We start from the raw sequence: 14,988 nt of genomic DNA on the forward strand, positions 1-14,988 counted from the left end.
GGGCCGCGGGCCGGGTGGGCGGCGGGGGGCGCGGGGGGGGGGGTCTTTTTCAGGCGGCCGTGGGGGCGTGGCTCCGTCTCGGCGCGGGGGGGCGGCGCGCGCTCATCGCCCCGCGCCGCGACCGAGATGCACCCTGGCGGAGCGGAAGCGCGGCCGAATACCGGTGCTCCGACGGGATGGCCGTGAGCGCGCTCGGCGACTACCTTCGGGGCCGTTACTTCCTGCCGAGGCCCGGCAGCGTGACCTGATAGACCAGGAACATGGTATCGACATTGGCGCCGTCATCGGCCTTGTAGGAGGCGCCGACCTGAAAACCGTCCTGGGTGAGAAAGTCGTTGTCGTTGCCGACGAACAGGAAATAGTCGTCAGGCAGTTTTGGATCGAGCACGCTCACGACCGACATCGCTTCCCACTTCTCGGACAGGTTGTCGTGGTCGTTCGGCGCGCCGTTGTGGAGGCCGAAGCGGCCGAGTTCCGCACTGTCGTTGATGTCGATGAACGGCGCCAGCCTGGCCGGCGTCACCGAGGGGGCGAGCACGCCCTTGGGCGCGAGCGGCTTGTCGGCCGTGTCGAAGGCGCCGGCGATATCGGTCGCGCCGGCGAGATCGACGATGTTGATTCTGCGATAGAACGAGGTGTCACCCTTCACGCCCTGGCCATTGCCGCTGTCGCGCGCCAGCATCAGGAAAGCGGTGTCCGACAGCGCTACGATCTCGCTTTGCGCAGCGACCTTGGTCTTGCCCTTGGCGTCGGTGAATACCGGCAGCGGCACGACATATTCGTGCGCCAGCTTCAGATGGGCGGGGTCGGAGGCGTCGTAGACCAGAGCCCTGGTGTTCTGCCGGGTCGAGGGGGAATCGCCGCCATCCTGCCTTGTCGCGGACTGGAGCACAGCGATCAGGAACTTGCCGTCCGGCGTCAGCGCCATGCCCTCGAGGCCCTGATTGTTCTGGCGGCCCGTTTCGGGGTCCTTCGGATCGGGTTCGGCGGCACCCGCGCCGGGATTGTCCGAGGAGAAGTTCGGCGTTCCCTTGCGCATCGGCACCAGTGCGGCCGGCGGCTGCGTCGCCGACAGCAGGCGGCCTTCGGCGGAAAACCGGTAGATGTTGGGACCGTATTCGTCGGAGATGAACATCGAACCGTCGGGCAGCCGCACGATCGCTTCATTGTCGAGCGCGAGCTTGCCGTTGGTGGCGGCGGGCAGCATCGGCATGTCGCCGCTTGCCGCGCGAACATCCGACAGCGGATCGAGGCCGGTGGCGTTGACGCCCTTGTCGTCGGTGAGCAGCATGGTGTCGGCCAGCGTCGCCTTGACGCCGGTCTGCTCCTGGCCGGCGGCGGGAGCGGCGCCCGGCGCGACGGGAGCGAACTCGATGCCGATGGTGTTGAGGCGCGGCCGGTAGTCGGCGGTGCCGGCGACATTGTAGCCGCGGTCCGGCAGCAGCCAGAGCGAACCCTTGTAGCCGGTCACGTCATGCGTCCAGCCGGCGGGGTCCATCGCCATGCCGGAGCCCGAGCCGAACGTCTCGCCGAACTTGTCGCGCTGGCCTGCCGGGATGCGGCCGACGCCGACGAGCCCCTTGTTGACGAAGCTGGCGCCGCCGGCGGTGCCGTCGGCAAGCGCCGGCGTCAAGGCGGTGAACAAGGCCAGCGCGACGCCGAGCGACGCGGTTCGGTACAGGTGTTTCATGGACAATCCTCTTTCTGAAAAAGCGTGCCGGAGCGGCCCAAAGACGAAAAGCTGAAAGAGGCGGCACATCGACGATGGCGCGCGCTTCCCCGAAAGCGATCTACGGCGCGAACATGATGCTTGCATGACAGCGTGGGGTCGCATCTCCGCCAGTCTCTGGGCGCGACGTTGGAAACGAGCACCGGCGGGAAGATTTGCTTGCCCGCCGGCGTGACGCACGGGCGAAGCCGGCAGCGAAAGCAGCCGCTGGGCTCGGCTTCAGTCCTGCTCAATCGCTGTCGCGCGCAATCAGCTCCAGGGGCCAGACCTCGCGCATGATGCGCGTTCCTTCGGGGCCGGCGAAGGCGGGAAGCGAGGCCAGCAGCATTTCGGCCAATCGCTTCCCCATCGGCTCCAGAGCCGGGCGGAAGCCGGTCAGCGCCGGCGAGAAATAGCGGCAGAGCGGCGTGTCGACGATGACGATCACCGCGATGTCATGGCCGGGCCTGATGCCCATTTCGGCCAGCGCCTTGCAGCCGCCGAGCGCCATCGCGTCATTGTTGAAGATGATGGCGGTGGGCCGGTCTTTCGCGAGCATCACTCGCGGCGTCACCTGGTAGCCGCCGGCCTCGTTGATGAACCCCTCCGCTATCAGCCCGGGATCGACCTCGATGCCGTGCCGCCGCAGGGCCTTGCGGTAGCCGGCGACGAACAGATGCCCGAAATTCAGGTCGAGCGATGGGCGGATGGCGGCGATGCGGCGGTGGCCGCGCGACACCAGCCGGTCGACCGCGTCGGCGCCGGCCTTCTCGAAATCGAGGTCGAGCGAGGGATAGGCCATCCCGCCGGAGCGGCTGCGGCCAAGCGTGGCGAAGGGGAAGCCGGCCTGGGTGAGATAGTCGATGCGCTCGTCTTCGCGTCGCGTCCAGGCCAGCACCACCGCATCGGCGCGGCGCGTTTCGACGACACGGCGCAGGCGCTCCTGCTGATAGTCGCCGGGCGCGCCCATCACCACGATCAGGTCGAGCCCGCTTTCGGCTAGCCTAGCCTGCAAACCGGTCAGGAACGGAATGAAGAACGGCTCGCCATATTCCAGGTCGCCCGGATGCGGCTGCAGCATGAAGGCGATCGAGCGGGTGGCGCCTTGCCTGAGACTGCGGCCGGACTGGTTGGGCGCATAGTTCAACTGCTTGGCGGCATCGAGCACGCGCTGGCGCGTGTCGGCGTTGACGTCCGCGCGGCCGTTGAGCGCGCGCGACACGGTGCCGATCGAAATGTTCAGGTGACGCGCGAGGTCGTGGATGCTGGACGCCAAGGACAGTTCTCCCCCGCTCTGGCTAGCACCGGCCGCCGCTCAGGCCAAGGCGGTCGATGATGATTTTCGTCAGCGGCCGGTTGACATTCTACGCCTTCGGGTGTGTTCTCGTAAACGTTTACGGAACAACATTTACGGTGCTGCCGTGGATGCCGGGACGATCGGTCTGGAGGGGCCGAGAGGGAGGAGCGCTGGATGATCAATGTCGTCCTTGTCGGCTGCGGAGCGATGAGCAAGCAGTGGCTCGATGCCGCGAGGCAGATCGATGGGCTCGCCATCGTCGGCCTTGTCGACCTCGACGCCGAGCGGGCGAAGGCGAGGGCGCGCGAATACGGGCTTTCCGGCGCCGTCATCGGAACCAATCTCGACATGGTCCTCGACCAGACCAAGCCCGACGCGGTGTTCGACGTCGTGGTTCCCGCCGCCCGGCGCGAGGTCGCGCTTTCCGCATTCGCCCATCATTGCCATCTGCTCACCGAAAAACCGCTGGCCGACAGTCCGGACAATGCCCGGATCATCGTCGATGCCGCGCGCCGGGCGGGGCGTATCCACGCCGTCGTGCAGAACCGCCGCTATGTCGCCAATGTCAGGCGGATCAGGCGGTTCCTGGAATCCGGCGCCATAGGCGCGGCGACAAGCATCCATGCCGACTTCTTCGTCGCGCCGCATTTCGGCGGCTTTCGCGAGGAGATGAGCCATGTGCTGCTGCTCGACATGGCGATCCACACGTTCGACGCCGCGCGCTATATGGTCGGCGGCGAGCCGGCCAGCGTCTATTGCCAGGAATGGGAGCCGCCCAATTCCTGGTATAGCCAGGGATCTTCGGCCAGCGCCGTCTTCGATCTCGGCGGCGGCAAGGTCTTCACCTATGCCGGTTCCTGGTGCGCGGCCGGCTTCCGCACCAGCTGGGAGAGCACCTGGCGCATCGTCGCCGAGCGCGGCAGCCTGGTCTGGGACGGCAATGACGAGGTGAGAGCAGAGGTCGCGCTGCCGGTGCGCGAGGGCCTGTTCGACCAGACACAGCCGATCGCCGTGCCGCCGCTCGACGCCGCCGACCGCATCGGCGGCCACCTCGGCATCATCAAGGATTTCATGCAGGCCATAGAGACCGGCACGGAGCCGGAAACGCGTGGCGCCGACAACATCAAGAGCCTGGCCATGGTTTTCGGCGCCATCGAAAGCGCCGAGAGCGGACGCCGCGTGGCGATCACACAGGATGCACGATGATGCCAAACCCGCTTCTCGACATCAGGATCGGCACCATGGTGCGGGCCAACCTCGACGACCCGGCGGCTTACATCAAGCAGATCCTGCCGCTTGGCTTCGAGAGCATCCAGCCCTTTTTCTGGCAGACGCTGGGCGGCAAGGATCTGCCGCGTCTGGCCGGCCAGATCCGCGAGGCGATCGGCGACGCCGACGTCACCGTGTCCTCGCTCGGCGTGTTCGGCAATCCGCTGGAGAGCGGCGATGTCGATCGCGGCGTGCTGAAGGCCTGGGAGATGGTGATCGACAATGCGCATCTGTTCGGCGCCTCGACGGTCAGCGGCTTTACCGGCCGTATCCGTGGCAAGCCGCTGCCCGACAGCCTGCCGCGCTTTCGCGAGGTCTGGGGGCCGCTGGCCAAGCGCGCCGCCGACAAGGGCGTGCGCATCGCCTTCGAGAATTGCGCGATGGACGGCAACTGGGCCGGCGGCGACTGGAACATCGCCCACAATCCCGACGCCTGGGAGCTGATGTTCAACGAATTGCCGGATGAGAATCTCGGGTTGGAATGGGAGCCCTGCCATCAGCTCGTCTATCTGATCGACCCGATGCCGCAGATCCGCAAATGGGCGCCGCGCATCTTCCATGTCCACGGCAAGGACGCGACGGTGCGCTGGGACGTGATCCGCGAGCATGGCGTGTTCGGCAGGCTGCCATTCGTGCAGATGCGCACGCCCGGCTTCGGCGACAGCGACTGGACGCGGGTGATCAGCGAATTGCGGCTGGCCGGCTATCGCGGCGCCATCGACATCGAAGGCTGGCACGATCCGGTCTATCGCGACGATCTCGAGATCACTGGCCAGGTGCGGGCGCTCGATTATCTCAAGCAATGCCGGGGAGGTGCGACCTACCTGCCGAACCCGGCGTGACAGCGGCCGGCGGGAGGAGCCGGCCGGCCAGATTGCAAAGCACTGCCGGAGCGAATGTCGAAAACCCTCGGTTAGCGAGGACACAAAGGGAGGATAAGTGCATGAGCATTGCGAAGAGAACATTTCTGCGCTCGACCGTCGTGGCAGCCGCCACGGCGCTTGCCGCCGCCGTCTCCACCTTGCCGGCGCAGGCGCTCGACGCCCAATGGTGCAAGGACGTCCATATCCGCTTCTTCGTCGGCGGCGCCGAGGGCGACGCTTTCGGCACCATCGTCTACAATGGCGCCAAGCAGGCAGCGGCCGATCTCGGACCCAAGGTCGACTACATCTTCTCGGGCTGGGACATCGAAAAGATGGTGCAGCAGCTGCGTGAAGCCGTCGCCGTCAAGCCCGGCGGCATCGCCATGATGGGCCATCCGGGAGATGCGTCGATCATGCCGCTCGCCGAACAGGCGCATAAGGAAGGCATCAAGATGATGTACCAGAACGTGCCGGTGCCGAAGGTGACGGCAGCGTTCGGCGGCGGCTATGTCGGCGCCCAGCAGGAGCAGCAGGGCCGCGCGCTCGGCGCCGAGGCGTTCAAGCTGGCCAAGCTGAAGGCCGGCGACAAGGCGATCATGATCGGCCCGTTCGAGAATGAGAGCCGCGGCGCGCGCGAGCGCGGCACGGTCGCGGCGCTGAAGGAAGCGGGCGTCGAGGTCATCCAGCTGTCGTCGCCGCCGAGTGGCGAATGGGCGTCCGATCCGAACCTCGCGATCCCGGTGATCACCGCCGCACTGCTCAACAATCCCGACGTCAAGGCGGTTGGTTATCCCGGCGGGCAGATGCTCGGCAATGTTCCCACCTACATGCAGGCGGCGGGACGCAAGGCGGGCGACATCTTCAACTTCGGCTTCGACACCAGTCCGCAGATCGTCGAAGGCTTCAAGGGCGGCTGGGTGCAGCTGACGGCCGACCAGCAGCCGTTCCTGCAGGGCTACCTGCCGATCCTCAGCCTTTGCCAGCAGGTGGTGCTGGGGCTGGCGCCGATGAATGTCGACACCGGCGCCGGCTTCGTCACGCCGCAGAATTACGAGATCGTCGCCGAGCTGGCCAAGCAGGCACTGCGCTGAACCTCCCAAGCCGCCGGCCGGGGCTCAGGCCCGGCCGGCGGGACCGCCGGCACCCGGAAACAAAGCGAGGACAGTCATGGCCGAACGCATCATCGAACTGCGCGACATCAAGAAGTCCTATGGCCAGGTCTATGCGCTGGGCGGGGTCGACCTCAGCGTCGACCGCGGCGAGGTGGTTGGCCTGATCGGCGACAATGGCGCCGGCAAATCGACGCTGATCAAGATCCTGTCGGGCGTGGTCAGGCCGACCAGCGGCGAGATTCTCGTGCGCGGCAAGCCGGTAACCGGATGGAGCCCGGCGCGCTCGCGCGACGCCGGCATCGAAACCGTGTTCCAGGACCGGGCGCTGGCCGTGCAGCAGACGATCGTGCGCAACATCTTCATGGGCCGCGAGCTCACCGGTTTTCTTGGCTGGCTGAAGGTCGAGAAGGAGATCGAGGAGGCGAGCCGGCTGATGCGCGAGATCGGCTTTACCTCGAAAGTGTTCACGCCGCACTCAATCGTCGGCCAGCTGTCGGGCGGCGAGCGACAGGGCGTGGCGATCGCCCGCGCCATCTACAAGCAAGCGGAGTTGATCATCCTCGACGAGCCGACGACGGCGCTGTCGCTGACCGAAACCGCCAAGGTCTTCCACTTCGTACGCCAGGTGCGGGCGAGCGGCCGCTCGATCCTGTTCATCGGCCATAACATCCACCACGTCTTCGACATCGCCGACCGCTTCGTGGTGCTGGACAGGGGCAAGGTGGCGCTGACCACCGATCGCAGCCAGGTCAAGTCGGCCGAGGAGCTCATCAATTTCATGGAAGACGTGGCGCATCCGGGCGGACTGCCCGGGCTGCACGAAGCCGGCGATGCGGAGAGGGCGGTGCGATGAGCAAGACCATGGAACCCGACCTGCACGAGCCGGCCGCCGGCATTCCCCGCCCCGGTCCCCAGAGGGAGTGGAAGCACCCGTCCGACCACTGGCTGCGCGGCTTCGTCCTCGACAATCGCGCCGCGCTCGGCACGCTCGGCGTGTTCATCATCATGATGGCGGTGTTCATGATCGCCAACCCGACCGTCTTCACCACCTGGTATCTCTACAGCTCCGTGCTGACCACGCTGCCGGTGGCGCTGTTCGTGGTGGTGCCGCTGGTCTTCGTCGTCACCTGTGGCGAGATCGACCTGTCTTTCCCGGCGACGATGGGCTTTGCCTCATGGGTGTTCGCGCTGGTGGTGCAGGCCGGCTACGATCCGTTCCTCGGCATTGCCGCCGCGCTCGTCACCGGCACGCTGCTCGGCTTCCTGGTCGGGTCGCTGGTCGTCTATGGCGGCCTGTCGTCGCTGATCGCCACGCTCGGCATGAATTTCCTGTTGCGCGGCCTGATCCAGATCATCAATGAGGGCAGGTCGATGGCGCCGACCGGCGTTGCCGACAGCTGGGCCTACAAGATCTTCTCCAGCCAGCTCTACGGCATTCCGGTGCAGATCTTCTGGGCCATCGCCTTCGTGGTGCTGTCGGCGATGCTCTATAACCGCCACCGCTTCGGCGCGCAGGTAAAGGTGGTCGGCGACAACCCCGACAGCGCCCAGCAGATGGGCATCGACGTCAAGCGCGTGCGGGTGAAAGTGTTCGTCTTCGTCGGCATCGGTGCGGCGATCGCCGGCACCTTCTCGGTGATGATCAACTTCACCTGGTGGCCGACGGCCGGCGACGGCTATCTCCTGCCGGTGCTGGCCTCGGTGTTCGTCGGCGGCACGCCGACCTGGGGCGGCATCGGCACCGTCGCCGGTGGTGCCATCGGCGCCGTCACCGTGTCGTTCATCCAGACCGGCGTCGTGGCCGCGGGCCTGAGCGGCTTCTACGTCCAGTTCTTCAACGGCCTGATCATCATCCTGTCGCTGCTTGGCCATAAGTGGAACCAGGCGCGGTATCGGTGAGGGGGTTGGTTCGTTTGGCGGACGCATGCTGTAACGATTGGCGCGGACGCCCGTCGCTTCGTCATCCACGGGCGAAGCAAGGAGCGTAGCGACGCAGCGCAGACCCGAGGATCCATGCCGCGACTTAAATGCACCGCTCCGGTTGCAGAATTCTGCTCCGCTGCACCCTTCGGCCAAGGTCACGGAATGGATCCTCGGGTCTCCGCGACGTCGCTTCGCTCCTGCTCCGCCCGTGGATGACGACGGTAGGGGCTTCTGCCAGAGAATGGTCGCCTGTAGGACAACAGGGCGCACACTCACACCGCAGCGACAAACCCGTCCAGCACGCGTTTCTGGCCGGCCTTGTCGAAGTCGATGGTCAGCTTGTTGCCTTCGATGGCGGAGATGTTGCCGTTGCCGAATTTCTGGTGGAAGACGCGGTCGCCGACGCTGAACGGGGAGGGCTTGTCGGCGACGGACTTGGCGACCAGTTCGCCGTCGATGGTGCGGCCCTTGCCCGAGGTGCGGCCGGCGCCGTAGCCGGAATCGGTCTCGCCATAGCCGATGCGCTCGACCTGGTGGCCCGAGCGGGTGCCCCAGTTGCGGTCGGTCGCCTCGGTGCGGTTGGCTTGGGCGCGCTGCCAGCCCGGCGTCGAATAGGTGTTGGAGAAAGCGCCGGATTTTTCCGCGCCGACATTGTCGAAGCGCGAGGCGCCATAGGGGTTCTGTCTTCCCGCCCCCTGGCCGCCACGGCCGGAGGCGAATGAGCCGCCGCCATAGGGATTGCCGTAGCCGCCATAGGAATTGCCCGCTTCGGCGATTTCGACATGGGCTTCCGGCAGTTCCTCGAGGAAGCGCGACGGGATGGTCGATTGCCACAGGCCGTGGATGAGGCGGTTGGAGACGAACCAGAGATGCAGGTTCTTCTTGGCGCGCGTCAGGCCGACATAGGCGAGCCGCCGCTCTTCCTCCAACCCGGAGCGGCCGCCTTCGTCGAGCGCGCGCTGGTGCGGGAACAGGCCTTCCTCCCAGCCGGGCAGAAACACGGTCTCGAATTCGAGGCCCTTGGCCGAATGCAGCGTCATGATGCTGACCGCATCGAGTTCGGCATTCTGCTCGGCATCCATGACGAGCGCGACATGTTCGAGGAAGGAGCGCAGCGATTCGTACTCCTCCATCGAGCGGATCAGTTCCTTCAGGTTCTCCAGCCGGCCGGGGGCTTCGACCGAGCGGTCGTTCTTCCACATGTCGGTGTAGCCGCTCTCTTCGAGAATGGTCTCGGCGAGTTCGGTGTGCGGCTTGGTCTCCAGTGCCTTCTGCCAGCGCTCGAAATTGGCCGCGACCTCGCGCAAGGCGGCGCGCGGCTTCGGCTTCAACTCGTCGCTCTCGGCCAGCGTCGCCGCCGCCTCCAGCATCGGAATGCGGAGCGCGCGCGCCGTGTCGTGGATCTGGCGGATGGTGGCTTCGCCCAGCCCGCGCTTGGGCACGTTGACGATGCGCTCGAAAGCGAGGTCGTCGCCGCCATTGGCGACAACGCGGAAGAAGGCCAGCGCGTCGCGGATTTCCATACGCTCGTAGAAGCGCGGGCCTCCGATGACGCGGTAATTCAGGCCGAGCGTGATGAAGCGGTCCTCGAAGGCGCGCATCTGGAAAGAGGCGCGCACCAAGATCGCCATGTCGTTGAGATTGTGCTTCTGCCGCTGATAGGCCTCGATGGTCTCGCCGATGGCGCGGGCTTCCTCCTCGGAATCCCAGGCGGCGTGGACGTTGACCTTGGCGTCCTCCGGATCGTTGCGGTCGGTGAACAGCGTCTTGCCGAAGCGGCCTTCATTGTGAGCGATGAGGTGCGATGCGGCGCCGAGAATGTGGGCGGTGGAACGGTAGTTGCGCTCCAGCCTGATGATGGTGGCGCCGGGAAAATCCTTGTCGAAGCGCAGGATGTTGTCGACCTCGGCGCCGCGCCAGCCATAGATGGATTGGTCGTCGTCGCCGACGCAGCAGATGTTAACTTTGTTTTCGCTCACGGGCTGTTCCGCGCCTGCCGGCGCGGGCCCTCCGCGCGGGCCTCGCAACGGCTCGGACGCCCGGTCGGGCTTGCGGCCTTCGGCCGATCGCAAATCCGTCGACGTTGATGCGCGTCCGACATCGGGCCGCTGCGCCAAAAGCCGCAGCCACATGTATTGGGCGGTGTTGGTGTCCTGGTACTCGTCGACGAGGATGTATTTGAAGCGCTTGTGGTATTCCTTCAGCACATCCGGATTGGCGCGCAGGATGCGGATGGGATGGCACAGGAGATCGCCGAAATCGCAGGCGTTCAGCGTCTTCAGCCGCTCCTGGTAGGCTTTGTAGAGTTCGCGGCCCTTGCCGTTGGCGAAGCTGCGCGCGTCGCCCTCGGCGATGTCGGCTGGACCTTGCCCCTTGTTCTTCCAGCCGTCGATCATCTGGGCGAACTGCTTGGCCGGCCAGCGCTTGTCGTCGAGGCCCTCGGCCTGGATCAACTGCTTGATCAGCCGCACGACGTCGTCGGTGTCGAGGATGGTGAAGTCGGAGCGCAAGCCGGCGAGTTCCGCGTGGCGGCGCAAGAGCTTGACGCCGATGGAATGGAAGGTGCCGAGCCAAGGCATGCCCTCGACATTGCCTTCGCCGATCAGGATGCCGATGCGCTGCTTCATCTCGCGCGCGGCCTTGTTGGTGAAGGTCACGGCGAGGATCTGCGACGGGAAGGCCTTCCCCGTGGCGAGGATGTGGGCGATGCGGGTGGTCAAGACGCGGGTCTTGCCGGTGCCGGCGCCGGCCAGCACCAGAACCGGGCCTTCGGTGGTTTCCACCGCCAGCCGCTGCTCGGGGTTCAACCCCTTGAGATAGTCCGGCGCATTGTTCTGGCCGCTGCGGGCAGCCATGGCGCGCGCGGCAATGCCCGACGGGGCCGTGGGCCGCGCATTGGGTTCATCGAAAAAGGGCATGTCTTCGGAAAAGCCGGACATCTTCCCTCCGAATGTAGTGATTCGGGGGCGAAAGACCAGAAGTGTCTACGTTTTGTTCCGGGTAAAGTGCCTGATGCGGCCACAAGACCTTGTGCGGCAACCGGCCTGGGCGCCATTACCAAGAGAACAAAGGCCGGCTCAACCGCTTACGACCCACGCTTGACAGGCAGGGCAGGCGTGGGAAAGTTGTGTCCGGGGCAGAAGCGCAATGCCGGGTTGCCCATGGCCGCGTCACAGGCGCAACAGTCGAAGGAGTATCATCTTGGCTGTCACCATCACCTCCCTCATTCTTCTGCTCATCGGTTTGGCGCTTGGCGCCGGCGGCATCTGGTTGGCGTCGCTGGGCGGCAGCTGGTACTACATCGTCGTCGGCATCGCCTTCCTGCTCGCCGCCTGGCTGCTCTACCGGCGCCGTTCCACCGGTTTGTGGCTCTACGCGGCGATCGTGATCGGCACGCTTGCCTGGGCGGTGTGGGAAATCGGCTTCGATTGGTGGGAGTTGGGCCCGCGCGGCGGCATCATCGTGGTGGTGGCGCTGTGGCTGCTAACGCCCTGGGCGCGGCGGGGTCTTGCCGGGCCTGACGGCCGCGCGCCGCTCATCCTGGCCGTGCTCGCCTCGCTGGCTGTCGCCGGCTATTCGATGACGACCGATCCCAAGGACATCGCCGGCGAACTCGATACCGACAAGGTGGTCCCCAACGCCAATCTTGGCAATGACGTGCCGGCCGGGGAGTGGCACTATTACGGCCGCACGCAGTTCGGCCAGCGCTATTCGCCGCTCGACCAGATCACGCCGGACAATGTCGCCAACCTCAAGCCGGCATGGACGTACCAGACCGGCGACGTGAAAGGGCCGGACGATGTCGGCGAGACCACCTACCAGGTGACGCCGCTCAAGATCGGCGACACGCTTTACATCTGCACGCCGCACAATTTTGCCATCGCGGTCGACGCGGCGACCGGCAAGGAGAAATGGCGCTACGATCCCAAGGTCAAGCTCGACAAGGACCGCCAGCACCAGACCTGCCGCGGCGTATCCTACTATGCCGATGCCGCCGGCGCCGCCGGGCAACCCTGCGCGACACGCGTCTACCTGCCGACGTCCGATGCGCGGCTGATCGCGCTCGACGCCGCCAACGGGCAGGTCTGTCCCGCCTTCGCCGAGGGCGGCACGCTGAACCTTCTGGCCAACATGCCCTATCCGAAGTCGGGCTATTACTACTCGACCTCGGCGCCGCTGATATCGGGCGGCAAGATCATCGTCGGCGGGGCGGTCAACGACAATTATTCGACGCAGGAGCCGTCCGGCGTCATCCGCGCCTACGACGCCGCCACCGGCAAGCTGCTGTGGAACTGGGATTCCGGCAATCCGGACCAGACGGCGCCGCTGGCGCCCGGCCAGACCTATACCGCCAACTCGCCCAACATGTGGTCGACGCCGAGCGCCGACGAGAAGCTCGGCCTGCTCTATGTGCCGCTCGGCAACCAGACGCCGGACCAGCTCGGCGCCGGGCGCAGCGACAATGTCGAGAAGTTCTCCTCCTCGATCACCGCGCTCGACCTCAACACCGGGCAGTTGCGCTGGGTTCGGCAGACGGTGCACCACGACCTCTGGGACATGGATGTGCCGGCGCAGCCGAGCCTGCTCGACATCACCAAGGCCGACGGCTCCGTCGTGCCGGCGCTGGTCGGGCCGACCAAGCAGGGCGATCTCTATGTGCTCGACCGGCGCACCGGCCAGCCGGTGATCGCGGTCAAGGAAGTGCCGGCGCCGCGCGGCGCCATCGAAGGCGACCACACATCGCCGACCCAGCCGGCGTCGGACCTGTCCTTCAATCCGCCGCCGCTCAGGGATGCCGATATGTGGGGCATCACCATGTTCGACCAGCTGGCCTGCCGGATCGCATTCCACAAATTGCGCTATGAAGGCCGCTACACACCGCCGTCCTTGCAGGGATCGCTGGTCTATCCCGGCAATTTCGGCGTCTTCAACTGGGGCGGGGTCGCGGTCGATCCGGTGCGGCAGGTGCTGTTCGGCATGCCGACCTATCTGGCCTTCACGTCGAGGCTGGTGCCGCGCGCGGATGTGCCTGCGCCCGGCGACGACACCAAGGGCAGCGAGCAGGGGCTGAACCGCAATGACGGCGCTCCCTATGCGGTGGTCATGGGGCCGTTCCTGTCGCCGCTCGGCATTCCTTGCCAGGCGCCGCCCTGGGGCTATGTCGCCGGCGTGGATCTGCGGACCGGCGCCATCGCCTACAAGCACCGCAACGGCACCGTCTACGACATGACGCCGCTGCCCCTGCCGCTCAAGGTCGGCGTCCCCGGCATTGGCGGGCCGGTGATCACCGCCGGCGGCGTCGCCTTCTTGGGTGCGGCGGTCGACGACTATCTGCGCGCCTATGACCTGACGTCAGGCAGACAGCTCTGGCAGGCCCGGCTGCCGGCCGGCGGCCAATCGACGCCGATGACCTATACGGTGGCCGACGGACGCCAGTTCGTGGTCATCGTCGCCGGCGGCCACGGCTCGGTCGGCACCAAGCCCGGGGACTATGTGATGGCGTATGCGTTGCCGAAGTAGGAGGCTCGAGGCTGGAGCGAGTCGGGCAGCTATGCTGTGGCAACGTTGGCGCTGCCCCTCATCGCCCTGCCGGGCGCTTCTCCCCGTATAGCGACGGGGAGAAGGGGCCGTCATCGATGGTTTCGCCAATCGTCGACGCAGCAGGAATGGCGTGAGCGTTGAAGCTGTCCCTTCTCCCCGTCACTATACGGGGAGAAGGTGGCGGCAGCCGGATGAGGGGCGGCGCCAACGCCAGTCAATAAAGCAGGATGTCCTTCTGCCTTCCAGTGGCCAGTTGGCCGTGCCTATCTCAGCTGATCCCAGGGCCAGTCGCGGCACGACGAAATGTCATTCGCCGATGACTGGACGCGGCGGGTCACGCCCCTATCTTGCGGATATTCCGAGATCGAAGGAGCGCGCCATGCCCAAAACCGACGCCGCCACCAAGCCCGTCATCACCCAGGCGATGATCGATGCCTATGACGAATATACGCATTTGACGCTCGATCGCCGCCGCTTCATGGAGCAACTGACCAGGCTTGCCGGATCGGGCGCGGCGGCGGCCGCGATCGCGCCAATGCTGGCGGCGAACTCGGCCCAGGCGGCAATCGTCGCCGAGAACGATGCCCGCGTGAAAGGCGAAGACATCACTTATCCCGGCAGCAGCGGCGAGATGAAGGGCTATTTGGTCAAGCCGGCGAACCAGACCGGCAAGCTCGGCACAGTCATGGTCATCCACGAAAACAGGGGGCTCAACCCGCATATCCGCGACGTCGCCAGGCGCGTGGCGCTTGAGGGGTTCGTGGCGCTGGCGCCGGATTTCCTGTCGCCGCTCGGCGGCACGCCCGATGACGAGGACAAGGCACGCGACATGTTCACCAAACTGGATGCCGCGCAGACCGTCGCCAACGGCGTTGCGACCGTCGCCTTCCTCAAGGCCGACAAGGACGGCAACGGCAAGGTCGGTGCCATCGGCTTCTGCTGGGGCGGCGGCACGGCAAACATGCTGGCCGTCAACGCCCCCGATCTCAGCGCCTCGGTCGCCTATTACGGCATGCAGCCGAAGGCAGCCGACGTGTCCAAGATCAAGGCGGCCTTGCTGCTGCACTATGGCGGGCTGGACGACCGCATCAATGCCGGCATCGACGCCTTCAAGAAGGAACTCGACGCCGCGCATGTCGAATACACAGTCTATGTCTATGAGGGCGCCAACCATGCCTTCAACAACGACACCTCGGCGGCACGCTACGACAAGAAAGCGGCCGACCTCGCCTGGGGCAGGACCATCGCTTTCCTGAAGGAGAAACTGGCCTGAAG

The 14,988-nt window shown here is 66.0% G+C and carries 10 protein-coding genes; 7 read left to right on the forward strand and 3 right to left on the reverse strand.

Annotated elements, in window-relative coordinates:
• Nucleotides 1–214: 214 nt before the first annotated feature.
• Together NKJ26_RS25345 and NKJ26_RS25350 are read right to left on the reverse strand one after the other, a co-directional pair.
• Nucleotides 215–1,690 carry an esterase-like activity of phytase family protein gene (locus NKJ26_RS25345; protein ID WP_352697921.1) on the reverse strand — a complete coding sequence of 492 codons (1,476 nt, stop codon included), beginning with the start codon at nt 1,688–1,690 and terminating at the stop codon, nt 215–217.
• A gap of 268 nt (nt 1,691–1,958) precedes the next feature.
• On the reverse strand, nt 1,959–2,984 hold the full coding sequence (locus NKJ26_RS25350) for a LacI family DNA-binding transcriptional regulator (protein WP_352597776.1): 1,026 nt from the start codon (nt 2,982–2,984) through the stop codon (nt 1,959–1,961).
• A gap of 195 nt (nt 2,985–3,179) precedes the next feature.
• On the opposite strand from NKJ26_RS25350, the gene NKJ26_RS25355 reads away from it, so the two are divergent.
• The 5 genes from NKJ26_RS25355 (at nt 3,180) to NKJ26_RS25375 (ending at nt 8,148) form a co-directional block, all read left to right on the forward strand.
• Nucleotides 3,180–4,211, forward strand: coding sequence for a Gfo/Idh/MocA family protein (locus NKJ26_RS25355; RefSeq protein WP_352697923.1), 1,032 nt, complete (start codon nt 3,180–3,182; stop codon nt 4,209–4,211).
• On the forward strand, nt 4,208–5,116 hold the full coding sequence (locus NKJ26_RS25360; protein WP_352697925.1) for a sugar phosphate isomerase/epimerase family protein: 909 nt from the start codon (nt 4,208–4,210) through the stop codon (nt 5,114–5,116). Before NKJ26_RS25355 ends, NKJ26_RS25360 begins: the two co-directional genes overlap by 4 nt.
• 101 nt (nt 5,117–5,217) lie before the next feature.
• The gene (locus NKJ26_RS25365; RefSeq protein ID WP_027025487.1) at nt 5,218–6,228 is read left to right on the forward strand and encodes a substrate-binding domain-containing protein; all 1,011 of its coding nucleotides are present in this window, start codon (nt 5,218–5,220) and stop codon (nt 6,226–6,228) included.
• A gap of 76 nt (nt 6,229–6,304) precedes the next feature.
• The gene (locus NKJ26_RS25370; protein ID WP_027025488.1) at nt 6,305–7,102 is read left to right on the forward strand and encodes an ATP-binding cassette domain-containing protein; all 798 of its coding nucleotides are present in this window, start codon (nt 6,305–6,307) and stop codon (nt 7,100–7,102) included.
• Nucleotides 7,099–8,148, forward strand: a complete 1,050-nt coding sequence (locus NKJ26_RS25375) for an ABC transporter permease (protein ID WP_352697928.1) — start codon at nt 7,099–7,101, stop codon at nt 8,146–8,148. Before NKJ26_RS25370 ends, NKJ26_RS25375 begins: the two co-directional genes overlap by 4 nt.
• A 296-nt stretch (nt 8,149–8,444) precedes the next feature.
• On the opposite strand, the gene NKJ26_RS25380 is transcribed toward NKJ26_RS25375, so the two are convergent.
• On the reverse strand, nt 8,445–11,111 hold the full coding sequence (locus NKJ26_RS25380) for an ATP-dependent helicase (protein WP_352697930.1): 2,667 nt from the start codon (nt 11,109–11,111) through the stop codon (nt 8,445–8,447).
• A gap of 262 nt (nt 11,112–11,373) precedes the next feature.
• On the opposite strand from NKJ26_RS25380, the gene NKJ26_RS25385 reads away from it, so the two are divergent.
• Entirely contained in the window at nt 11,374–13,692 is a 2,319-nt protein-coding gene (locus tag NKJ26_RS25385; RefSeq protein WP_352697932.1) for a glucose/quinate/shikimate family membrane-bound PQQ-dependent dehydrogenase, read from the forward strand.
• A 400-nt stretch (nt 13,693–14,092) separates the two neighbouring features.
• On the forward strand, nt 14,093–14,986 hold the full coding sequence (locus tag NKJ26_RS25390; RefSeq protein ID WP_352697934.1) for a dienelactone hydrolase family protein: 894 nt from the start codon (nt 14,093–14,095) through the stop codon (nt 14,984–14,986).
• Nucleotides 14,987–14,988 lie beyond the last annotated feature (2 nt).

Source organism: Mesorhizobium sp. M0152 (genome assembly GCF_040322415.1).
Lineage (GTDB): Bacteria > Pseudomonadota > Alphaproteobacteria > Rhizobiales > Rhizobiaceae > Mesorhizobium.